The sequence below is a fragment of the Streptomyces sp. 7R007 genome (assembly GCF_054850255.1).
Genome location: NZ_JBTWMV010000022.1, coordinates 94109 through 114883, shown reverse-complemented (window position 1 = coordinate 114883; position 20775 = coordinate 94109). Strand labels below are relative to the sequence as shown.

Here is a 20775-nt window from a genome sequence, read left to right as displayed (position 1 = left end):
GCTGCGTCACGGTGGACGCCGACTGCGCTGCACGGGGGACCGGGGCGCGCGCCTCGGACGCCCGCGAGCCGGGCCTGCTCCAGGTCCAGGGGCGCCGGAGCCGGCGGTGGGCCAGGTCGTCGGAGGGGACCGGCAGGCCGTGGCCGTGGTGGCCGGCCAGACGGTCGCGGTCCGCGCCGAGACGGGCGGCGAGGCCGCGGCGCGTTCGGCGTGATCGAGTTCCGGGTCGATGCCTGAGCGGCGGACCGCGGGCGCGAGGTCGAAGTCCTGGGCGACGAGGGTGACGACCACGACCGACGTCGGCAGGACGAGGACCAGGGGCCGTTCGGACAGCGCGGTGCCGGACCGGGTCGCCTTCGGCACGCACAGGGCGGCGGGCGACGGGCGGCGGGGCGACTCGCCGGGTGCCGGCCCAGGTCGGCACGGGCGAGCACACCACCGTGCCGTACACGGCGTGCAGGTAGGGCCGGATGCGGGCGCAGATGAGCCGGTCGCCCCGGCCGGCCGGACTTCCCGGCACGCCGCTTCACCCTGCTCGGTCCCGGCACGCCGCATCACCCTGCTCGGTCCCGGCTATTCGCACAGCATGGGGTGTTTACGGGATCCCCGGGGCTTCGTAAGGTTCGTCCGCGAGATCGAATGTTTCGATCGTTCGGAGGGCCGAGGCGTATGCGAACGTACGAGAATCCCGTCATCGGAGGTTTCCACCCCGACCCCAGCGTGTGCCGGGTCGGCGCGGACCACTACCTGGTCTGCTCCAGCTTCGAGTACTTCCCCGGCGTCCCGCTCTTCCACAGCCGCGACCTGGTGCACTGGCGCCAGATCGGCAACGTCCTCGACCGGCCGGGGCAGTTGGACCTGCCCGACGGCACCCGGCCTTCGGGCGGCATCTACGCCCCCACGCTGCGGCACCACGCCGGCCGCTTCTACATGATCACCACGAACGTCGACGCAGGCGGCACCTTCCTGGTCCACGCCGAACGGCCGGAAGGCCCGTGGTCCGACCCGGTCTGGATCGACCTGCCCGGCATCGACCCCGACCTGGCCTGGGACGAGGACGGCTCCTGCTGGTGCGCCGTCTCCGGGGTGCGGCTCGCGCGCATCGACCCGGCGACCGGGAAGGTGCTGGAAGGACCGTTCCCGGCCTGGTCCGGGACCGGGATGCAGCATCCGGAGGCACCGCACCTCTACCGGATCGGCGGGTGGTGGTACCTGCTGCTCGCCGAGGGCGGCACCGCCCACGGCCACAGCGTCTCCGTCGCCCGGGCGCGCTCGGTGCGCGGCCCGTGGGAACCGGCGCCGGCCAACCCCGTCCTGTCCCACCGCAGCACCGACCTGCCCATCCAGTGCACCGGCCACGCCGACCTCGTCCAGGCGGCGGACGGCACCTGGTGGATGGTGCTGCTGGGCACCCGGCCACGCGGGTACTTCCCGTCCTTCCACGTCCTGGGCCGGGAGACGTTCCTGACGCCGGTCGAGTGGGTCGACGGCTGGCCGACGGCCGGTCCGGTGCGGGAACGGCACACCGCGCCGGCGGCCTGGCACCCGTTCCCGCCCGAGCCGGCGCGGGACGACTTCGACGCCCCCGCACTGGCGCCGCACTGGATCTCCCCGCGCAGCCGGCCGGCCGGCTCGTGGTCGCTCGCCGAGCGGCCGTCGTGGCTGACGCTGCACGCCACCGGCGACAGCCTCGACCGGCCGGGGCACACCTTCGTCGGGCGCCGGCAGCAGCACCCGCGGTGCCGGATCACCGCCCGCCTCGACCCCGGGACGGCGCGCTGCGGGCTGTCGGTGCGCATGGACGAGGGCCACCACTACGACCTCGAGGTCGCCGGGGGAGCGGTGCGCGTGATCGCCCGGATCGGACCCGTGCGGCAGGAACTCGCCCGGCGGTCCCTGGCGTCCGGGCCGGTCACGCTGGTCGTCGAGTGCTCGACGGAGGCGTCCTCCGTCGCGCCCGACACGATCGCCCTCGGCGTCGAAAACGACGAGCCACTCGCCGAGTTGGACGGCCGCTACCTGTCCACACAGGTGGCCACCGGCTTCACCGGCCGGGTGATCGGCATGTACGTCACCGAGGGCAGCGCGGCCTTCGACTGGTTCGCCTACGAGCCCCGCAGCGGCGACTGACCGGGCCAACGCCCCACACCACCGCGCGTCTTGACCGCAGATTCACCGCGTACAAGGGGTTGCCACCCTTTGGGAGCTGTCTCTAGGGTGCGGCAACAACGAAGCTTTCTGGATCATCTCCGAAACTTTCGGTCCCAGCGGACGGTCGTGGACGCGCCGTCCCTACCCCAAGGAGCGCACAATGGGCGACCGGGCACTGTCCCGCCGCGGGTTCCTGGCGGCCTCCGCCGCGGCCGGTCTGGGCATGACGGCACTGAGCGGATGCGGCGGAGACTCGGACGGAGGGTCGTCGGACGGGACGACCACGATCGAATGGTGGAACATCTCCACCACCGAGCCCACCAAGACCGTGTGGGCCGGACTGGCCAAGAAGTTCGAGGCGCAGAACCCCAAGGTCAAGCTGAAGATCGTGCAGTTGGAGAACGACGCCTACAAGTCGAAGATGACGGCGCTGACCGCCTCCGGGAAACTCCCGGACATCTTCCACACCTGGGGCGGCGGCGTGCTCCAGCAGCAGGTCGACGCCGGGCTCGTCGAGGACCTCTCCGACAAGACCAAGCCCTGGTCCGACGGCCTGCTCTCCGTCGCGAAGCAGCCGTACATCATCGACGACAAGCTCTACGGCATCCCGTTCGACATCGGCATGATCGGGTTCTGGTACAACAAGGCGCTGTTCAAGCAGGCCGGCATCAGCGAACCGCCCACCACGTGGGGCGGCTTCCTCGAAGCCGTCTCCAAGCTGAAGTCGAAGAACATCACCCCCATCGCCCTCGCGGGCAAGGAGAAGTGGCCCGGCATGTACTACTGGGCCTACCTCGCCATGCGCACCGCCGGCATCGACGCCCTGAAGAAGGCCAACGACGACAAGGACTTCACCACCCCCGGGCTGGTCCAGGCCGGACAGCACCTCCAGGACCTGGTCAAACTCCAGCCGTTCCAGAAGGGGTTCCTCGGCGCCGCGTACTCCACCCCGACCGGGCAGGCCGCCACCATGGGCAACGGCAAGGCCGCCATGGAGCTCATGGGCCAGTGGGCGCCGGTCGTCGAGGCCGACTCCGGCAAGGGCCTCGGCTCCGACCTCGGCTTCTTCCCCTTCCCGGCCGTCGAGGGCGGAAAGGGCGCCATCACCGAGGTGTTCGGCGGCGGCGGCGGACACGCCCTGCGCAAGGGCGCGCCCCAGGCGGCGTACGACTTCCTGAAGTTCTTCGCCTCCGAGGCGACCGACCTGGAACTGGTCAAGAAGACCAACACCCTGCCCATCGTCTCGGGCGCCGAGAAGGGACTCTCCGACCCCAACACCAAGGCCGTGCAAGCCCAGTTGAAGGCCGCCACCGGCTTCCAGCTCTACCTCGACCAGGCGTACGCCCCCGCCGTCGGGCAGGAGGTCAACGACAGCGTCGCCGCCCTCATCGCCGGCTCCAAGTCCCCCGAGCAGGTCACGCAGTCCATCACCAAGACCGCGAAGGAAGCGTAGTAGCCGGCGATGACCTCCACTTTCCTTCCGGACAAGCGGACGGGCCCCGACGTCGCCCTCGCCTCCCCCGCCGCCGGGCGGGGACGGGGACGGGCGCGCCGGCGCCTGGTGAACTGGCTCACCGCGGTCGGCTTCCAGGCGCCCGCGCTGGTGTTGTTCATCGGCCTGGTCCTGCTGCCGATGCTGTTCGCGCTGTACGCCGCCTTCTTCCGCTGGGGCGGCTTCGGCATGCCCTCCGACTACGTCGGCGGCGACAACTTCACCCGCCTCTTCCAGGACGACGTCTTCCTCGGCGACCTGTGGCGGTGCGCGCTCCTGGTCGGCCTCTCGCTCGTCCTGCAACTGCCGTTCGCACTGGCCATGGCGGTGGCGCTGAACCAGAAGCTGCGCGGCCGGGCCGTCTACCGCATGCTCTTCTTCGCCCCCTACGTCCTGTCCGAGGCGATCACCGGCGTGCTGTTCAGCATGGTCTTCGCCCCGGACGACGGGCTCGCCGACCACTTCCTGGGGGCCGTCGGCCTGGACGGGCTCGGCGGCGAGTGGTTCGCCGACCCCTCCTACGTCATGGCGACCCTCTTCCTCGTCATGATCTGGAAGTACTTCGGCTTCCACATGATGCTCTACCTGGCCGGACTCCAGTCCATCCCGGCGGAGTTGACGGAGGCCGCGCTGATCGACGGCGCGGGCCCCTGGCAGCGCTTCCGCAACGTCACCCTGCCGCTGCTCGCGCCCACGATCCGCATCAGCGTCTTCCTGTCCGTGATCGGGTCCATCCAGCTCTTCGACCTGGTCTGGGTGATCACCCAGGGCGGACCCGACCACCACTCCGAGACGATGGCCGTGACCATGTTCCAGTACGGCTTCAAGCGCTACCAGGTCGGCTACGCCAGCGCGATCAGCGTGGTCATGTTCGGCATCTGTCTCGTCTTCGCCCTCGCCTACCAGCGGTTCGTGCTCCGCCGCGACCTCGAGGGAGCCACCACGAACATGAGGGGAGACGGCAGGTGAAGACCCTGCGCAAACTGCCGCTGCACGTCGTCCTCGTCGCGGTCGGCGCGGTGGTGGTCGTACCGCTGCTGTACGCCGTGCTGTCCGGCTTCAAGTCGACCGACGAGCTCTCCCGCAACCCCTTCGGGCTGCCCGAGCACTGGCTGACCGGGAACTACACCGACATCCTCGGCTCGGGCGACTTCTGGCGGCTGCTCGGCAACAGCACCCTGGTGGCGGTGGCGACGACCGTGCTCGTGGTCGCCGTCTCCGCGCTCGCCGCCTTCTCCTTCGCGCGGTTCGCGTTCCGTGGGCGGGAGGTGCTGTTCACCTTCTTCACCATGGGGCTGATGTTCCCCTTCGCGGTCGCCGTCCTGCCGCTGTTCCTGATCCTGCGGTCCATGGACCTGCTGGACAACCCGCTCGGCGTGATCCTCCCGCAGGCGGCCTTCGGGCTGCCGATGACGATCATCATCCTGCGCGGCTTCTTCCGGCAGATCCCGGGCGAACTGGAGGAGGCGGCCACGCTCGACGGGTGCAGCGCCTTCGGGTTCTTCTGGCGGATCCTGCTGCCGATGGCGCGGCCGGCCCTGGGCACGGTCTCGGTGCTCGCCGTCGTCGCCAGCTGGAACAACTTCATGCTGCCGCTGCTGGTGTTCACCGACTCCAAATGGTGGACGCTGCCCCTCGGCGTCGTGCAGTTCCAGGGCCAGTACTCGGCGGAGTACGCCCGTGTGTTCGCCTACCTCGTCCTGGCGATGGTTCCCGCCCTCGCCCTCTACTCGGTCGCCGAGCGCCAGCTCGTCGGCGGCCTGACCGCCGGCTCCACCAAGGGATGACACCGCCGGCGGACGTACGGCCCCACACCACACACCGTGAGGAGTCGCACCATGCGCACGACCACCCGACTGAGACTCACCGGAGCGCTCGCCGCCGTCCTGGTGGCGGCCGGCCTCGCCGCCGGACCGTCGGCCCAGGCGAGTCCCAGGCAGCCGACGCTCGCGGAGCTGGCCCAGCGCCACGGCCGCTACTTCGGCAGCGCGACGGACAACCCCGAACTGACCGACAGCGCCTACACCTCCCTGCTCGGCAGCGAGTTCGACATGATCACGCCCGGCAACGGCATGAAGTGGTACGCCACCGAGCCGCAACAGGGCGTCTTCGACTGGACCAACGGTGACGAGATCGTCGACCTCGCCCGGAAGAACCACCAGCGGGTACGCGCCCACACCCTGGTCTGGCACAGCCAGCTGCCGGACTGGCTGACCAGCCGCGACTGGACGCCGGACGAGCTCAGGGCGGTCCTGAAGAAGCACATCCAGACCGAGGTGCGGCACTACCGGGGCAAGGTGTACTCCTGGGACGTCGTCAACGAGGCGTTCAACGAGGACGGCACCTACCGGGAGACCATCTGGTACAAGACGCTCGGTCCCGGCTACATCGCCGACGCGCTGCGCTGGGCCCATCAGGCCGACCCGCACGCCAAGCTGTACCTCAACGACTACAACATCGAGGCCGTGGGCCCGAAGTCCGACGCCTACTACCGGCTGGCGCAGGAGCTCAAGGCGCGGCACGTCCCGCTCGACGGCATCGGCCTGCAGGCCCATCTGGCCCTCCAGTACGGCTATCCGGCCACCCTGGAGGACAACCTGCGCCGCTTCGCCAAGCTCGGCCTCGACACCGCGCTCACCGAGGTCGACGTGCGGATGATCCTGCCGGCGACCGACGAGAAGCTGGCCGAGCAGGCGGACTGGTACCGGGACCTGACGTCGGCGTGCCTCGCCGTGCGGCGCTGCGTCGGCATCACGATCTGGGACTACACCGACAAGTACTCCTGGATCCCGGCGTTCTTCGAGGGCGAGGGCGCGGCGCTGCCCTGGGACGAGCAACTCCAGCCGAAGCCGGCCTACTTCGCGATCAGGCAGGCGCTGGGCGGGAAGTAGCGGAACCAGGAGCGGTACCTGGGCCGCGACGCAGCGCGACGAAGCGCGACGGAGCCGGGGGAGAGGCGCCTCGCCGCGACAGGGTGGCGGCGAGGCGCCTCGTCGTACCGTCCCGGGCCGCGCTTGGTCGTACTGTCTCGGGTGGCGCTTGGTCGTATCGTCCCGGGCCGCGCTTGGTCGTACTGTCTCGGGCGGCGCCTGGTCGTACTGTCTCGGGCGGCGGGTCGTACCGCCCGGTTGGCGCCTGGTCGTACCGTCCTGGGCGGCGCCTGCTGATGCCGTCCTGGGCGGCGCCCGGTGATGCCGTCCCGGGGGCGATCCGACACGGCTCCCGGGCGGGGGCTCGCCGTGCCGGGCGCCGGGCCTGCGCGGCGTCGGGGTTCACGTCGTGCGGGATGCCGTGCTGGAGCGGATCACCAGTTCCGTGCCCAGCTCCACCCGTGCGGCGTCGGGGCGTTCGTCGCGGGCCAGGCTCAGGACCGTGCGGACGGCCAACTTGCCCATTTCGGCGAGGGGTTGGCGGACCGTGGTCAGCGGCGGGGCCGACCAGCGGACCTCCGGGAGGTCGTCGAAGCCGACCAGGCTCAGGTCCTCCGGGACCCGCAGACCCCGCCGGCGCAGCGCCTCGATCGCGCCGAGGGCCATCTGGTCGCTGGCCGCGAAGACGGCGGTCGGCGGCTCGGGCAGGTCCAGCAGGGCGTTGCAGCCGGTGAAGCCGGACTCGGGGTGGAAGTCGCCGGGAACGACCAGGCTCTCGTCGACCGCGATGCCGGCGCCCTCCAGTGCCGCGCGGTAGCCGTCGAACCGGGCCCGGGAGCACAGCAGCCGGGGCGGGCCCGCGATCAGACCGATCCGGCGGTGGCCCAGCGAGAGCAGGTGCTCCGTGGCCGCCATGCCGCCGGCCCAGTTGGCGGCGCCGATGGTGGGCACGTCGAGGGCGGGGGAGCCCGCCGGGTCGACGACCACGAGCGGCACGCCCAGGGCGCGCAACTCCTCGTGCAGCACCGGCTCCAGGGCCGAGGTGACGAGGACGACGCCGTCGGAGGCGCGGGCCCGGAGGTTGCGCATCCACTCGCGGGCGTCCCCCGAGCGCCCGTGGATCGCCGACACCACCGTGCCGACGCCGGCCGCGTGCGCGACCTCCTCCACTCCGCGGATGATCTCCACCGCCCAGGGGCTGTCGAGGTCGTTGAAGACCAGGTCGAGCAGGGTGGCGGCCCGGGCGCCCGGAGCGGCGGGCCGTCTGCGGTAGCCGTGCCTGAGGAGCAGGTCCTCGACGAGTGCCCGGGTCCTGGGCGAGACGTCGGAACGGCCGTTGACCACCCGGGAGACGGTCGGCACCGACACCCCGGCCTGCCGGGCGATCTCCGTGATCGTCACCCTGCCCCGGGCCCCGGCCGGCTCCTCGGCGCCGGCCTCCCGTGCTGCCACGTCCCCCACCTCCGTCGACGCCCCCGCGAAACTTCCAGGAGTCTTCCGGAAGACAGGCGTTGGTGGGAAGGGTGATCACCGCCGTGACCCCGGTGGGCACACGGGACTACGGACCGTGATCGCCGCCCGACACGCGTCGGGGCCGGCTCGCGGCGTGTGTCCGCGACCGGCCCCGCAAGTGCTCCGGGCGGCTGTGGTGCGCCGCCCGGCGGTGCTCAGGCGGCCGTCATCACCTGGCTGGCGCCCAGTGGGCGGTGCGGGTCGATGATCTGGCCGTTCGGCAGGAGCTCACCGGTGTCCTCGAAGAGCAGAACTCCGTTGCACAGCAGGCTCCAGCCCTGCTCCGGGTGGTGCGCCACGAGTCGGGCGGATTCCCGGTCGGCGGAGTCTGCTGAGGGGCACGGTGGCTGGTGCTGGCACATTGATGGGATCTTTCGCTCTGTCGTGATGTGTGTGATGGCTGTCGTGTCTGTCTCGCGGCTTGAAGCTTCGTTCATGGCCGCCCCCCGTTGAAGATAAGTCGGTCTGCACCCAGTGTTGCCCTACGGGCGTCAATCCGCAGGGATTTCGCCGCACCGCTTCTCACAGGTTGAGGACGCGTCACCCGGCCGGACGGTTCAGTCCAACTGCACTGTCACTTCGGGTGGTTCGACGTGGTCGCATGGGGCTAGTCCGGACCGGTCGGAGACGTTTTCCGGCTCTTCCGAGCAACTAATCGCTCGGACGAGCGCATAGGTGTCGATCGCCGTTTCGACGCCGCCGGAAAAACGCGTCGTACCCCGCACCCGGCAATTCCGGGTGCGGGGTACGAGGGCCTGCGCGCCGGGTGCTGTCAGGCCGTCGGACTGAGCAGCGACGCGGGAGTGACCCGATGGGTGAGGACCGGGAGCAGGTCGGCGACGCGGTGCGGACGGTGGGCGGCGATGCCGGGCGGGGCCGGCGCCAGCGGGACGAGCAGGTCCGTGGCGGCGGGGTGGCCGGTGGTGGCGTCCGCGGTGCAGTCGCCGTGCAACCACAGGGTGAGCATGTACAGGCTCGGCACCGACAGCAGGCGCGGCTGGTAGGGCTGCTTCATCGTCTCGGCCTGGCGCAGCGCCCGTTCGGTGGAGGGGATGTAGGGGCCTTCGAAGAAGTGCGAGAAGGCCCAGCCGTCGGGGGTCAGCATGGTCTCGGCCGCGGCCACCGCGCGGTCGCCGCAGCGGATCAGGAACCGCCATCCGGTCAGCCGGGTGACAGTGGCTCCGGCAGGGGTGATCTCGTCCAGGACGTGCACGGGCAGCGGAAGCTCGGGAGTGGCGGGACCCTGAGCGCGCAGCAGGGAGGGGGTTCGGGCTTCGTGGACCGCGGTGGGTGAACCGAGTGCGGTGAGGACGGTGCGAAGGGCGGGCGCGGGAGCCGGGGGGAGGTGCAGCGGCATGGTGGGTCGCCTCTCATTCGACAGGCACGGTGGCGCGAGGGCGGGGGCGGACGGCGCTGTCTGCTCACGAGGCGAGAGGGGCGGGGGCCGGGTCGGGGAACGAGGGGTGTGGGTGAGGCCTGCCGCACGTCACCTCGACGGCAGGTTCCATGACCGGGGGTGCCAACCCTCTGCCTTGTTCGCGGAGTTTATACGACATGTGTTCAGACGGTGTTTCGTCTAGCCGTATCCGGTGCACTCGGCAAGGGCGCATTCGGTCGGCGATACGCGGGAATCATCCCGATTCCGCGTGACCTCGCTGCGGTGACCTCGGTGAATACCGGGTCGGCGGACGGCCAATTCTCGTCGGCGTTTTTCACGAGTTCGTCAGACGCCGGAAACTGCGCTGTGCGCCATGCCCGGTGAATGTGCCGCCGGTCACGTCCACCAGAGTAGCCGCAGTCGGGCCCGCGTGGGGACGTTACCGATCGGCTTCGCGGGGCATCATCCCACGTGACCCCGGACACCGGCGGACGATCTTCGGTCCGCCCATTCGAGGAGGGATGCTTCCATGGGGGAGAAGGTCGTGGCAGGTCAGTTCGATCTGTCCGATCGGCAGGCCTACCGCGACAAGCTGCGCCGGTGCCTGACGGGACTGGAGCGGCTGCTGGACCAGAGGCGGTTCGACCGGCCCAGGAACCTCATGGGGCTTGAGATCGAATTGAATCTCGTCGGGGCCGACGGCATGCCGAAAATGCTCAACGCGCAAGTGCTGGAACGGATCGCCAGCCGAGACTTCCAAACAGAACTTGCCATGTTCAACCTGGAAGTCAACATAGCCCCACACCGATTGGACGGCCGCGTATTCGACCGGCTCGCCGAGGAACTCCGTACGTCTCTGGCATATGCCGACCGAAAAGCGGGTGAGGTCGACGCGGGAATCGTGATGATCGGCATTCTGCCGACGCTCGACCGGGACGACCTGGTCTCCTCCAACCTCTCCGCCGTCGACCGCTACACCCTCCTCAACGACCAGATCGTGGCCGCCCGCGGCGAGGACTTCGCGCTCGACATCAAGGGCGTCGAACACCTCATGTGCACGTCGAAGTCGATAGCCCCGGAAGCCGCCTGCACCTCCGTGCAACTGCACCTCCAGGTCACCCCGGCCCGCTTCGCCGACGTGTGGAACGCCGCGCAGGCCGTCGCCGCCGCCCAGGTCGCCGTCGGCGCCAACTCGCCCTTCCTGTTCGGCCGCGAACTGTGGCGCGAGTCCCGGCCCCCGCTCTTCCAGCAGTCCACCGACACCCGCCCGCCCGAGCTCCAGGCCCAGGGCGTGCGCCCGCGCACCTGGTTCGGCGAACGATGGATCTCCTCCGCCTACGACCTCTTCGAGGAGAACCTGCGCTACTTCCCGGCCCTGCTGCCCATCTGCGACGACGAGGACCCGCTGGAGGCCCTGGCCGCGGGCGACGCGCCCAAGCTCGCCGAACTCGTCCTGCACAACGGCACCATCTACCGCTGGAACCGCCCCGTGTACGGCATCGCCGACGGCGTCCCCCACCTGCGCGTGGAGAACCGCGTCCTGCCGGCCGGCCCCACCATCACGGACGTCATCGCGAACGCCGCCTTCTACTACGGCCTCGTGCGCGCCCTCGCCGAGGAGCCGCGGCCGGTGTGGACCCGGCTGCCGTTCGAGGCGGCCGCCGCCAACTTCGACGCGGCCTGCGAGCACGGCATCGACGCCCGCCTGGAATGGCCCCGCCGCGGGCGGTACGGCGGCACGTCGACGGTCGACGCGGTGACCCTCGTACGCGACGAACTGCTGCCGCTGGCCGCGGCCGGGCTGGACGCGTGGGGCATCGAGCCCGCCGACCGGGACCTGTACCTCGGCGTGATCGAGGAGCGCTGCCGGCGCCGGGTCAACGGCGCCTCCTGGCAGGCGACGACCTTCCACCGGGCCAGGGAGCACGGGCTCAGCCGCGAGTCGGCGCTGGCCGCCACCACGCGCCGCTACTGCGAGCTGATGCACATGGGCGACCCGGTCCACACCTGGCCGGTGGGCCTGCCGGAACCGGTCCCGCTCGGCTGAGACCCGCCGCCCCTGCTCACCTCACCCCGAGCTGTCACCCCGGGTGCTCGCCGCCACGATCGCCTTCAGGATCACCGCGTGGATCTGGGCGGGGTCGTTCACCGACTGGCCCGAGCCGCCGGTCGCCTGCGCGATCTCCCGGGCCTCCTCCCGGTCGGCGTCGGGGCCCACGGCGATCATGATCAGCGGCACCGGGCGTTCGGGGTCGGTGAGCTTGCGCAGCTGGCTGATCAGGGTGGTGCGGGAGATGCTGCCCGGATCCTGGTTCTGGCCGTCGGTGAGGATCACCAGCGCGTTGAACTTGCCCTTGGTGTAGGAGGAGGTGGCCGCCTTGTACGCGGCGAGCGTCGTGTCGTACAGGCCGGTCGCCCCGTTCGGCACCGGCTTCAGGGCGCTGAACGCCGCCGACAGCCGGTCGCGCTGGGTGCCGCCGTCCTTCTGGTCGCCGAGGCGCTCGGTCGGCACCAGGACGCGGTAGTCCTTGTCGCCGTCCAGCTTGGTGGAGAACTCCCACAGCCCGATCTCGTCCTCGGGCGTGAAGGTGGCCAGCGCCTGCAGCAGCGAGGCCTTGGTGACGTCCATCCGGGTCTGCCCGGTGCCCGGCACCGGGTCCGACATGGAGGAGGAGGCGTCGACGACCGTCGTGATGCGGGCGCTCTGCACGGTGATCGTCCAGATGCCCAGGGCCTCCTGCAGCGCGCTGTCCTCGGCCGGCTTCGGCGCGGGCTCGGCGTACGGCTGCGGACCGGCGCCGCCGGCCTTGGCGACCACGGACTTCGGCGCGTCGTAGTCGTCGGTCCGGAAGCCGTACTTCTGCAGCAGCGTGCGCTGGGCGGGCTGCCCGAGGTAGTTCAGGAACCGCAGCGCCGCCCGGCTCTGGTCGGTGGTGAGCTCGCCGATCATCGCGTACGGGTAGTCGAGCCGGGGCGAGCCGTCCTTGGGGTAGAACATGTCCAGGCTCGTGTCCCCGTCCGCCTCCGAGGTGTTGTACGCGTACGCCGCCTGCTCGGACAGGACGAGTGCCTGGTTGCGCTTGGGGTTGCCCTGTTCGGTGCCGGAGGAGTCGCGGGGCAGCGTCTCCAGCACCTGGCCGTCGGAGTCGGAGATGCGCTGCGACAGCGTCTTCATCATCGCCGCGGCCTGCGTGTCCCCGCCCTTGACCTGGCTCGCCGCCGCGGTCAGCTGGGTCAGCGCGAGCAGCCCGGTCGCGCTGCGCGCCGGGTCGGCCGCGCCGAGCCTGAGGGAGTCGTCCCGCAGCGTGGCGCCGGCCAGCTCCGTCCAGCTGTACGTCTTCTGCGGCCACCCCAGCGACTTCGCGGCCGCCGGCACCATCGCCACCCCGACCGGCGTGGAGGCGACCGTGCCCGCCGGGGCCACCTCGGTCTCGCTGGTGGCCTGGGTGAGCGGGTCCACCCACACGTCCGAGTCGGGCACCCACACCTGCACGTCGCTCGCGCGCCCCGCGCCGAGCGCGTCCGCGACCTTGTACGAGTCCTGCGCGGTCACCGTGACGGCGAGGCAGCTGCCGTCGGAGGTGATGCCGGCCTCCCTGGCCCGGCGGGCGAGGGCACCCAGCGCGGGCGCGATGTCGGGGGAGGCGGCGAGCTTCAGCTTCACCGGGTTGTCCTGACAGGACGAGCCGAAGGACAACAACCCGCTCTTCACGGCCCCGGCCGTGCCGCCGGCCACGGTCAGGACCAGGACCGTGGCGATGGCCACCGAGCGGCGGCGGGCGCGTGGACGGGGGTCGCTGACGCCCGCCCCATACTGATTGGGCAAGCTGTGACGTCCCATGACGGTGGTGCCCCTCCCCTGTGTGAACCCGTGCGGCAGGACAGCCGTAGGCACAGCGAAGGGGGAGGTACGCCCCGTACGGCGTCCGTCCCCCCAACGGCCTGTCACGCACGATCTTCGTAACTTCTTTCGAGACCCTAGCGGGGCGAGGATGGGCATGAGGCGGGATTACTCAACTGGAGGCAGGTGTGCAGGCAGAGGCGGGTCCGGTGGCCGATTCTTTTCCCGAGGAACGGCCCTCACGACGGATCCTCCGTGACGAGACACTGCTCGTTCTGGGGCTTTCGCTCGGTGCGAGCGGAGTGTCCGCCCTGATCAGCTTTGTCGGATCGGTCACGAAACCGGGAGGTCTGAAGGACCAGGCGGCGACGCTCAACGCCTCGGCCGCCCCGGGGCGGCCCTGGCTGGATCTCGCCTGGCAGCTCTTCGGGATCGCGACCGCCCTGGTGCCCGTCGCGCTCGTCGCGCACTTCCTGCTGCGCGAGGGGCGCAGTCTGCGCACGATCGGCTTCGACCGCACCCGGCCCTGGCCGGACCTGGGCCGCGGGGCGGGGATCGCGGCCGTCATCGGCAGCACCGGGATCGCCTTCTACCTGGCCGCCCGTGGCCTCGGCTTCAACCTCACGGTGGTGCCGGAGGCGCTGCCCGACGTGTGGTGGAAGTACCCGGTGCTGGTCCTGTCGGCGATGCAGAACGCGATCCTCGAAGAGGTGATCGTCGTCGGCTATCTGCTGCGCCGGCTGGACCAGCTGGGCTGGAGCGCGGGGACGGCGCTGGTGGCCAGTTCCGTACTGCGCGGCAGCTACCACCTCTACCAGGGCGTCGGCGGCTTCGTCGGCAACATGGTGATGGGCGTGGTCTTCGTCCACCTCTACCGCCGGTGGGGCCGGGTGGGCCCCCTGGTGGTGGCGCATTCCCTGCTCGACATCGGCGCGTTCGTGGGCTACGCGCTGCTGGCGGGCAAGGTGGGCTGGCTGCCTACAGCGTGAGCAGTTCCCCGTCGATGACGGTGACGGCGCTGCCGGTCAGCAGGGTGCGCTCGCCGCGCAGTTCGGTGCGCACGAGACCGGAGCGCGCGGAGGCCTGCAGACCGGTCAGCACGGCGCTGCCGAGGCGCTCGGACCAGAAGGGGGCCAGCGCCGTGTGCGCGCTGCCGGTGACGGGGTCCTCGTCGATGCCGACGTTGGGGAAGAAGCAGCGCGAGACGAAGTCGTAGCCGCGGGAGGGGTCCTCGGCCCGGGCGGTGGCGATCAGCCCGCGCTCGGAGTAGGCGCCCAGGGCCCGGTGGTCCGGGGTCAGGGCGCGGACGGTCTTCTCGTCGGCGAGCTGCACGACCAGGTCCCCGACGTGCGGGCCGGTGTCGAAGGCGACGAGGGGCTCGGCGCCCAGCGCCCCGGCGACCCCCTCCGGCACCTCGATGCGGGTGAGCGGGGCCGTCGGGAAGTCCAGCGTGATCGACCCGTCCGCCCGCGGTGTCGCGACGAGCACGCCGCTGCGGGTGGCGAACCGGACCGGCCCCTCGTGGGCGCCGGTGGTGCGCAGCACGTGGGCGGTGGCGAGCGTGGCGTGGCCGCACAGGTCGACCTCGCAGGCGGGGGTGAACCAGCGCAGCGCCCAGTCGGCCTCCCCGCCCCCGGGCAGCCGGTGCGCGAACGCCGTCTCGGCGTGGTTCACCTCCAGGGCCACCTTCTGGAGCCGGTCGTCGTCCGGGAAGGAGTCGAGCAGCAGGACGCCCGCGGGGTTGCCGGCGAAGGGACGGTCGGTGAAGGCGTCGACGATTCGGATACGCATGACTCGACGCTAGGGGCGCTCTGGCATCCCCGGCCAAGGCCAATCGGCGTTCGCTGGACTGATTTCGCAACCGGCCGCCGGCTGACACCCTGTACGGACAGGCGTTGACAGTCCCGCCCCGTCCCAGGAGGCCGTCATGTCCCAGCCGTCCGTGCTCGCCGCCCTGCTGTCCGGGGTGCGCGGTGGCACGATCGAGATCGTCGACCTCACCTCGCCCCTGTCGTCGTCCACCCCCGTCATCCAGCTGCCGCCCGAGTTCGGGCAGACCCAGGTTTTCGAGCTGGAGGAGATCAGCCGGTACGACGACCGGGGCCCCGCCTGGTACTGGAACAACTTCCGCAGCGGCGAACACACCGGCACCCACTTCGACGCCCCGGTGCACTGGGTCACCGGAAAGGACCTCGCCGACGTGGCGTCCGTGCCCGCGAGCCGGCTCCTCGCGCCGGCGGCCGTGCTGGACTTCTCCGCGCAGGCCGCCGAGGACCCGGACTTCCTCGTCGAGGTGGACGACATCAGGGCCTGGGAGGCCGAGCACGGTCCGCTGCCCGACGGGGGCTGGCTGCTGCTGCGCACCGGCTGGGACGCCCGCGGCGACGCGCAGGAGGCCTTCCTCAACGCCGACGAGCACGGCCCGCACACGCCCGGCCTGTCGCCGGAGTGCGCCCGCTGGGTCGCGGAGGAGTCACCCGTGATCGGCCTCGGCACCGAGACGGTCGGCACGGACGCGGGCCGGGCGCACTCCTTCGACCCGGCGTTCCCCTGCCACTCCTACCTGCTGGGCGCCGACAAGTACGGGCTGACCCAGCTGCGCAACCTCGCCGCGCTGCCGCCCACCGGCGCCGTGGTCGTCGCCGGACCGCTGCCCATCGTCGCCGGCTCGGGCGCCCCCGCCCGGGTCCTCGCCCTGGTGGAGCGGTCGTGAAGGTCGCGGAAGCCGTCGGCCGGGCGCTCGCCGGCGCCGGGGTCGACCACGTCTTCGGGGTGGTGGGCTCGGGCAACTTCCACCTGACCAACGCCCTGGTGGCCGGCGGCGCCCGGTTCGTCGCCGCCCGGCACGAGGGCGGCGCGGCGACCATGGCCGACGCCTACACCCGCGTCAGCGGCCGGCCGGCCGCGCTCAGCGTGCACCAGGGGCCGGGCCTGACCAACGCCCTGACCGGCATCACGGAGGCCGCCAAGAGCCGGACGCCGCTGCTCGTCCTGGCCGCCGAGGCGACGGCCCCGCACTCCAACTTCCGGGTCGACCAGGCCCTGGCGGCGCACGCCGTCGGTGCCGTCACCGCCCGGGTGACGACCGCGCACGACGCCGTCGACCAGGCCCGCGCCGCGCTGCACCGGGCCGTCCGGGACCGGTGCACCGTCCTGCTGAACCTGCCGCTGGAGGTGCAGGCGCTGGACGTCCCCGACGGGACGCCGCTCACCATCCCGCCGCCTGCCGGACACACCCCGCTGGAACCGTCCGAGGCCGACCTGACGCGGCTCGTGGGCGCCCTCGAAGCCTGCGCGCGCCCGGTCTTCGTGGCCGGCCGGGGCGCGCGCACCCCCGCCGCCCGCGACGCCCTCACCGCCCTCGCCGACCGCTACGGCGCCCTGCTGGCGACCTCGGCCGTCGCTCACGGCCTCTTCCACGGCAGCCCCTGGTCGCTCGGCATCTCCGGCGGCTTCGCGTCCCCCTCGGCCGCCGCACTGATCCAGGGCGCCGACCTGATCGTGGGCTGGGGCTGCGCCCTGAACATGTGGACCATGCGGCACGGCGGGCTGATCGGCCCCGGCGCCACGCTCGTGCAGGTCGACGACGATCCGCAGGCGCTCGGCGTGCACCGCCCGATCGACCTCGGGGTCACCGGCGACGTCACGCGCACCGCGCGGCGGGCCCTGGAGCTGAGCGGTCCGCCCCGCGAGGGCTACCGGGCCAAGGCGCCGACCGGGGTGCGGATGCGGGACGTGCCGTACGAGGACGAGGGCGGCCGGGACCGGATCGATCCGCGGACGCTGAGCATCGCGCTGGACGACCTGCTGCCGGCCGAGCGGGTGCTCGCCGTGGACTCGGGCAACTTCATGGGCTACCCGAGCGCGTATCTGTCCGTCCCGGACGAGCAGGGCTTCTGCTTCACGCAGGCGTTCCAGTCGATCGGCCTGGGACTCGCCACGGCCATCGGAGCGGCGCTGGCGCGTCCGGACCGGCTGCCCGTGGCGGCCCTCGGCGACGGCGGGGCGCTGATGAGCGCCGTCGAGCTGGACACCGTACGCAGGCTGGGGCTGCCGATGGTGGTCGTCGTCTACAACGACGACGCCTACGGCGCCGAGGTGCACCACTTCGGGCCCGACGGGTTCCCGCTGCGGACGGTGACCTTCCCGGAGACGGACATCGCGGCCGTCGCCCGCGGTTACGGCTTCGAGGCGGTGACCGTGCGCACGCCTGCCGACCTCAAGGCGGTCGGGGACTGGGTCGCCGGACCGCGCTCGGCCCCGCTGCTCGTCGACGCCAAGGTGGCGGCGCGGCGCGGGGCCTGGTGGCTGGAGGAGGCGTTCCGGGGGCACTGACGCCCCCGGAAACGGGTGGCTCAGTCCGTGCCGGACTCCATCGCCGCGCGGTCCAGCAGCGCCTCGTCCTCGGAGACCTCGCCGCGGGAGGCGATGGCCTCGGCGCCGCCCTCCGGCAGCTCCGGCATGGTGCCGATCAGCCCGGTCGCGGCGGCCTGGGAGGCGCCGATGGTGGGGCTGCCGGTGCCGATCAGACCGAGACCGGCGTACTGCTCCAGCTTGGCGCGGGAGTCGGCGATGTCGAGGTTGCGCATGGTCAGCTGGCCGATGCGGTCGACGGGGCCGAACGCCGAGTCCTCGGTGCGCTCCATCGACAGCTTGTCCGGGTGGTAGCTGAACGCCGGGCCCGTGGTGTCGAGGATCGAGTAGTCCTCGCCGCGCCGCAGCCGCAGGGTCACCTCACCCGTGACGGCGGCGCCGACCCAGCGCTGCAGCGACTCGCGGATCATCAGCGCCTGCGGGTCCAGCCAGCGGCCCTCGTACATCAGCCGGCCCAGGCGGCGGCCCTCGTTGTGGTACTGGGCGAGGGTGTCCTCGTTGTGGATGGCGTTGACCAGACGCTCGTAGGCCGCGTGCAGCAGGGCCATGCCGGGCGCCTCGTAGATGCCGCGGCTCTTGGCCTCGATGATGCGGTTCTCGATCTGGTCGGACATGCCCAGGCCGTGCCGGCCGCCGATGGCGTTGGCCTCCATCACCAGGTCCACGGCGGAGGCGAACTCCTTGCCGTTGATGGTGACCGGGCGGCCCTGGTCGAAGCCGATCGTCACGTCCTCGGTGGCGATCTCGACCTCGGGGTCCCAGAACCGCACGCCCATGATGGGCTCCACGGTCTCGATGCCGGTGTCCAGGTGCTCCAGGGTCTTGGCCTCGTGGGTGGCGCCCCAGATGTTGGCGTCAGTGGAGTACGCCTTCTCCGCGCTGTCCCGGTAGGGCAGCCCGTGGGCCACCAGCCACTCCGACATCTCCTTGCGGCCGCCGAGCTCGGTGACGAAGTCAGAGTCCAGCCACGGCTTGTAGATGCGCAGGTGCGGGTTGGCGAGCAGGCCGTAGCGGTAGAACCGCTCGATGTCGTTGCCCTTGAACGTCGAGCCGTCACCCCAGATCTGGACGTCGTCCTCCAGCATCGCCCGCACCAGGAGCGTGCCGGTGACGGCGCGGCCGAGCGGGGTGGTGTTGAAGTAGGCGCGCCCGCCGGAGCGGATGTGGAACGCCCCGCAGGTCAGCGCGGCCAGGCCCTCCTCCACCAGCGCCGCACGGCAGTCGACCAGGCGCGCGATCTCGGCGCCGTAGGTCTTGGCACGGCCGGGCACCGAGGCGATGTCGGGCTCGTCGTACTGGCCGATGTCGGCGGTGTAGGTGCACGGCACGGCGCCCTTGTCGCGCATCCACGCGACGGCGACGGACGTGTCGAGACCGCCGGAGAAGGCGATGCCGACGCGCTCGCCGGCCGGGAGGGAGGTGAGGACCTTGGACATAGGAAGAGTATGCATGCTCTCGCATGATCATGCAAAGCCCGCGAAGGCTTCCGTTCGGAGGGGCTTGCCAACCGAAGCTTTCCGATATATCGTCGAAGCATCGCGACTGATCAACGATGGAATGGAGTGATTGCGATGCGCACCCATGGTTCCGAACATGGACACGGTGGACACGGCCGTCGCGGCCGGGGCGGTTTCGACGGCCTGCGTGAGGCCTTCGGCCCCTTCGGGCCGGGTGGCCCGGGCGGCCCCGGGGGACCCGGCCGCGGCCCGGGCTTCGGATTCGGGCCGGGCTTCGGTCCCGGTCCCTGGGGCCCGAGGGGCCGCGGTGGGCCGAGGGGAAGGGCACGGCGCGGTGACGTACGCGCGTCGATCCTGGCCCTGCTCAAGGACCGCCCGATGCACGGCTACGAGATGATCCAGGAGATCGCCGAGCGCAGCGGCGGGGCGTGGAAGCCCAGCCCCGGCTCGGTGTACCCCACCCTCCAGCTGCTGGAGGACGAGGGCCTGATCGCCAGCGAGAGCGAGGGCGGCAAGAAGCTGTTCGCGCTCACCGACGCCGGCCGCACCGCGGCCGACGAGGGCCCGGACGCGCCCTGGGAGGAAGCCTCCCGCGGCATCGACTTCGAGGCGCTCGGCGAGATCCGCCAGGCCGGCTTCGGCCTGATGGAGGCCTTCGGCCAGGTCTGGAAGACCGGCAGCAAGGAGCAGCGCGAGAAGGCGCTGACGGTCATCAACGACGCCCGCAAGAAGCTGTACCTGATCCTCGCCGACGAGGACTGAGCGCAGCCGGCGAGCACCGGCGAGTACCGGCGGCCTCCCCGCCGTGACGAAGACGCCCCGTGGCACGTCCACGGGGCGTCTTCGTGCGTCCGTGCGCTCAGGCCACCCGGCCGGCCAGCTTGCGCAGCGACTCGTTGAGCGCTGCCGTCGCCGAGTCCTTGAGCTTGCCCGCCATCAGCGACACCGCCGCGCCGGTGAACTCGCTGTCGATGCGGACCGTCGTGGCGTCGCCGTCGGGCGTCAGCGTGTAGCGGTTGACGAGGTTCACGGCCATCGGGCCCTTGCCCCGGGTGGCGAGGACCCGGGCCGGCTCCAGCTCGTCGACGGTCCACTCGACCTCGGCCGGGAAGCCCATCAGCTTCATGTTCTCCTGGTAGGTCGTGCCCACTTCCAGGGTCTCGGGGCCGCCCTTGGGGAAGCTCGTGTGGGTCGCGTTCCACTCGCCGTACGCGGACCAGTCCGTGAGCTGTGCCCACACCTTCTCGGCGGGGGCCTGGATGCGTGCCTCCGCGCTGACCTCGGCCATGCGACCACCTCTTCGTGTCGGGCTACGGTGTCGCGGAACGTAGCCGCAGGGGTCGCAACATTCAATACTGATGAACCGTCAGAAAATGTGAGGGAGGGGCGCCGACGGGCGCCGGGGGTCAGCTCACCCGCCGTATCAGGGCCGCGTCGAAGAGGTCCCACGCGCGCGGGTGGGCGCTCTCGTCGTGGCAGTGCCAGGCGTCCCAGAACAGGTCGGCGGGCAGCGCGTCCTCCGGGGCGTCCACCCGGTAGACGTACTGCTTGCCGTCGACGGCCGGCAGGGCCACCAGCCAACACCTGCTCCCCATGCACCTGTTGGACGTGCGACCGGGCGCCTCGGTTGCGCTCCCGGCGCACGGCGAGGCGGCGCGCGCCCCTGGGGGCAAAACGGCCTGATCTCATCCGCAGGGAGG

At 71.4% G+C, this 20775-nt stretch carries 18 protein-coding genes; 10 read left to right on the top strand and 8 right to left on the bottom strand.

The features are described from left to right. The first annotated feature begins 669 nt into the window (after positions 1 to 669). The 5 genes from ACYF6T_RS26985 to ACYF6T_RS26965 all read left to right on the top strand — a co-directional run bounded on the left by ACYF6T_RS26985 (position 670) and on the right by ACYF6T_RS26965 (position 6534). Positions 670 to 2130, top strand: coding sequence for a glycoside hydrolase family 43 protein (locus ACYF6T_RS26985; protein ID WP_461699570.1), 1461 nt, complete (start codon positions 670 to 672; stop codon positions 2128 to 2130). Positions 2131 to 2311: 181 nt separating this feature from the next. Beyond that, complete coding sequence (locus ACYF6T_RS26980) at positions 2312 to 3604, top strand: extracellular solute-binding protein (protein ID WP_461699569.1); 1293 nt, start codon at positions 2312 to 2314, stop codon at positions 3602 to 3604. Between the two features lie 9 nt (positions 3605 to 3613). After that, complete coding sequence (locus ACYF6T_RS26975) at positions 3614 to 4612, top strand: carbohydrate ABC transporter permease (protein WP_461699568.1); 999 nt, start codon at positions 3614 to 3616, stop codon at positions 4610 to 4612. Further along, positions 4609 to 5430: a carbohydrate ABC transporter permease gene (locus ACYF6T_RS26970; protein WP_461699567.1), complete on the top strand. Its 822-nt coding sequence runs from the start codon at positions 4609 to 4611 to the stop codon at positions 5428 to 5430. The genes ACYF6T_RS26975 and ACYF6T_RS26970 overlap by 4 nt, the downstream gene beginning before the upstream one ends. 51 nt (positions 5431 to 5481) lie before the next feature. Then, a complete protein-coding gene (locus ACYF6T_RS26965) occupies positions 5482 to 6534 on the top strand; it encodes an endo-1,4-beta-xylanase (RefSeq protein WP_461699566.1) in 1053 nt (350 codons plus the stop codon). Between the two features lie 381 nt (positions 6535 to 6915). Here ACYF6T_RS26965 and ACYF6T_RS26960 read toward each other — a convergent pair whose 3' ends face one another. The 3 genes from ACYF6T_RS26960 to ACYF6T_RS26950 all read right to left on the bottom strand — a co-directional run bounded on the left by ACYF6T_RS26960 (position 6916) and on the right by ACYF6T_RS26950 (position 9382). After that, positions 6916 to 7965, bottom strand: coding sequence for a LacI family DNA-binding transcriptional regulator (locus tag ACYF6T_RS26960; protein WP_461699564.1), 1050 nt, complete (start codon positions 7963 to 7965; stop codon positions 6916 to 6918). A 215-nt stretch (positions 7966 to 8180) separates the two neighbouring features. Next, positions 8181 to 8387 carry a DUF5999 family protein gene (locus ACYF6T_RS26955; protein WP_461699562.1) on the bottom strand — a complete coding sequence of 69 codons (207 nt, stop codon included), beginning with the start codon at positions 8385 to 8387 and terminating at the stop codon, positions 8181 to 8183. Between the two features lie 410 nt (positions 8388 to 8797). Next, positions 8798 to 9382 carry a hypothetical protein gene (locus ACYF6T_RS26950; RefSeq protein ID WP_461699561.1) on the bottom strand — a complete coding sequence of 195 codons (585 nt, stop codon included), beginning with the start codon at positions 9380 to 9382 and terminating at the stop codon, positions 8798 to 8800. Positions 9383 to 9932: 550 nt separating this feature from the next. Between ACYF6T_RS26950 and ACYF6T_RS26945 the strand changes: the two genes are divergently transcribed. Further along, positions 9933 to 11450 carry a glutamate--cysteine ligase gene (locus tag ACYF6T_RS26945; RefSeq protein WP_461699560.1) on the top strand — a complete coding sequence of 506 codons (1518 nt, stop codon included), beginning with the start codon at positions 9933 to 9935 and terminating at the stop codon, positions 11448 to 11450. A gap of 21 nt (positions 11451 to 11471) precedes the next feature. Here ACYF6T_RS26945 and ACYF6T_RS26940 read toward each other — a convergent pair whose 3' ends face one another. After that, complete coding sequence (locus ACYF6T_RS26940) at positions 11472 to 13244, bottom strand: substrate-binding and VWA domain-containing protein (RefSeq protein WP_461699559.1); 1773 nt, start codon at positions 13242 to 13244, stop codon at positions 11472 to 11474. Positions 13245 to 13432: 188 nt separating this feature from the next. Here ACYF6T_RS26940 and ACYF6T_RS26935 point away from each other — a divergent pair, with 188 nt between their 5' ends. Further along, the gene (locus ACYF6T_RS26935; protein ID WP_461699558.1) at positions 13433 to 14233 is read left to right on the top strand and encodes a CPBP family intramembrane glutamic endopeptidase; all 801 of its coding nucleotides are present in this window, start codon (positions 13433 to 13435) and stop codon (positions 14231 to 14233) included. On the opposite strand, the gene ACYF6T_RS26930 is transcribed toward ACYF6T_RS26935, so the two are convergent. After that, positions 14223 to 15035 carry a PhzF family phenazine biosynthesis protein gene (locus tag ACYF6T_RS26930; RefSeq protein ID WP_461699557.1) on the bottom strand — a complete coding sequence of 271 codons (813 nt, stop codon included), beginning with the start codon at positions 15033 to 15035 and terminating at the stop codon, positions 14223 to 14225. The genes ACYF6T_RS26935 and ACYF6T_RS26930 overlap by 11 nt on opposite strands. Before the next feature lie 136 nt (positions 15036 to 15171). Here ACYF6T_RS26930 and ACYF6T_RS26925 point away from each other — a divergent pair, with 136 nt between their 5' ends. Further along, entirely contained in the window at positions 15172 to 15957 is a 786-nt protein-coding gene (locus ACYF6T_RS26925; protein ID WP_461699556.1) for a cyclase family protein, read from the top strand. Next, positions 15954 to 17579, top strand: a complete 1626-nt coding sequence (locus ACYF6T_RS26920; RefSeq protein WP_461699555.1) for a thiamine pyrophosphate-binding protein — start codon at positions 15954 to 15956, stop codon at positions 17577 to 17579. Before ACYF6T_RS26925 ends, ACYF6T_RS26920 begins: the two co-directional genes overlap by 4 nt. A gap of 20 nt (positions 17580 to 17599) precedes the next feature. Here ACYF6T_RS26920 and argG read toward each other — a convergent pair whose 3' ends face one another. After that, positions 17600 to 19054 (bottom strand): argininosuccinate synthase, encoded by a 1455-nt coding sequence (gene argG / locus ACYF6T_RS26915; RefSeq protein WP_461699610.1) that lies wholly within the window; start codon positions 19052 to 19054, stop codon positions 17600 to 17602. A gap of 135 nt (positions 19055 to 19189) precedes the next feature. Between argG and ACYF6T_RS26910 the strand changes: the two genes are divergently transcribed. Further along, positions 19190 to 19837, top strand: a complete 648-nt coding sequence (locus ACYF6T_RS26910) for a PadR family transcriptional regulator (RefSeq protein WP_461699554.1) — start codon at positions 19190 to 19192, stop codon at positions 19835 to 19837. A gap of 97 nt (positions 19838 to 19934) precedes the next feature. On the opposite strand, the gene ACYF6T_RS26905 is transcribed toward ACYF6T_RS26910, so the two are convergent. Further along, positions 19935 to 20363, bottom strand: a complete 429-nt coding sequence (locus ACYF6T_RS26905; protein ID WP_461699553.1) for a type II toxin-antitoxin system Rv0910 family toxin — start codon at positions 20361 to 20363, stop codon at positions 19935 to 19937. 118 nt (positions 20364 to 20481) lie between these two features. Then, positions 20482 to 20670 (bottom strand): hypothetical protein, encoded by a 189-nt coding sequence (locus tag ACYF6T_RS26900; protein WP_461699611.1) that lies wholly within the window; start codon positions 20668 to 20670, stop codon positions 20482 to 20484. Positions 20671 to 20775 lie beyond the last annotated feature (105 nt).

Excerpts from the sequence above, each read along its gene's own strand:
- ACYF6T_RS26930 (WP_461699557.1), bottom strand. The coding sequence starts at position 15,035 with ATGCGTATCCGAATCGTCGACGCCTTCACCGACCGTCCCTTCGCCGGC.
- ACYF6T_RS26910 (WP_461699554.1), top strand. The coding sequence starts at position 19,190 with ATGCGCACCCATGGTTCCGAACATGGACACGGTGGACACGGCCGTCGC.
- ACYF6T_RS26955 (WP_461699562.1), bottom strand. The coding sequence starts at position 8,387 with ATGTGCCAGCACCAGCCACCGTGCCCCTCAGCAGACTCCGCCGACCGG.
- ACYF6T_RS26950 (WP_461699561.1), bottom strand. The coding sequence starts at position 9,382 with ATGCCGCTGCACCTCCCCCCGGCTCCCGCGCCCGCCCTTCGCACCGTC.
- ACYF6T_RS26965 (WP_461699566.1), top strand. The coding sequence starts at position 5,482 with ATGCGCACGACCACCCGACTGAGACTCACCGGAGCGCTCGCCGCCGTC.
- argG (WP_461699610.1), bottom strand. The coding sequence starts at position 19,054 with ATGTCCAAGGTCCTCACCTCCCTCCCGGCCGGCGAGCGCGTCGGCATC.
- ACYF6T_RS26905 (WP_461699553.1), bottom strand. The coding sequence starts at position 20,363 with ATGGCCGAGGTCAGCGCGGAGGCACGCATCCAGGCCCCCGCCGAGAAG.
- ACYF6T_RS26985 (WP_461699570.1), top strand. The coding sequence starts at position 670 with ATGCGAACGTACGAGAATCCCGTCATCGGAGGTTTCCACCCCGACCCC.
- ACYF6T_RS26925 (WP_461699556.1), top strand. The coding sequence starts at position 15,172 with ATGTCCCAGCCGTCCGTGCTCGCCGCCCTGCTGTCCGGGGTGCGCGGT.
- ACYF6T_RS26980 (WP_461699569.1), top strand. The coding sequence starts at position 2,312 with ATGGGCGACCGGGCACTGTCCCGCCGCGGGTTCCTGGCGGCCTCCGCC.
- ACYF6T_RS26945 (WP_461699560.1), top strand. The coding sequence starts at position 9,933 with ATGGGGGAGAAGGTCGTGGCAGGTCAGTTCGATCTGTCCGATCGGCAG.
- ACYF6T_RS26940 (WP_461699559.1), bottom strand. The coding sequence starts at position 13,244 with ATGGGACGTCACAGCTTGCCCAATCAGTATGGGGCGGGCGTCAGCGAC.
- ACYF6T_RS26900 (WP_461699611.1), bottom strand. The coding sequence starts at position 20,670 with ATGGGGAGCAGGTGTTGGCTGGTGGCCCTGCCGGCCGTCGACGGCAAG.
- ACYF6T_RS26975 (WP_461699568.1), top strand. The coding sequence starts at position 3,614 with ATGACCTCCACTTTCCTTCCGGACAAGCGGACGGGCCCCGACGTCGCC.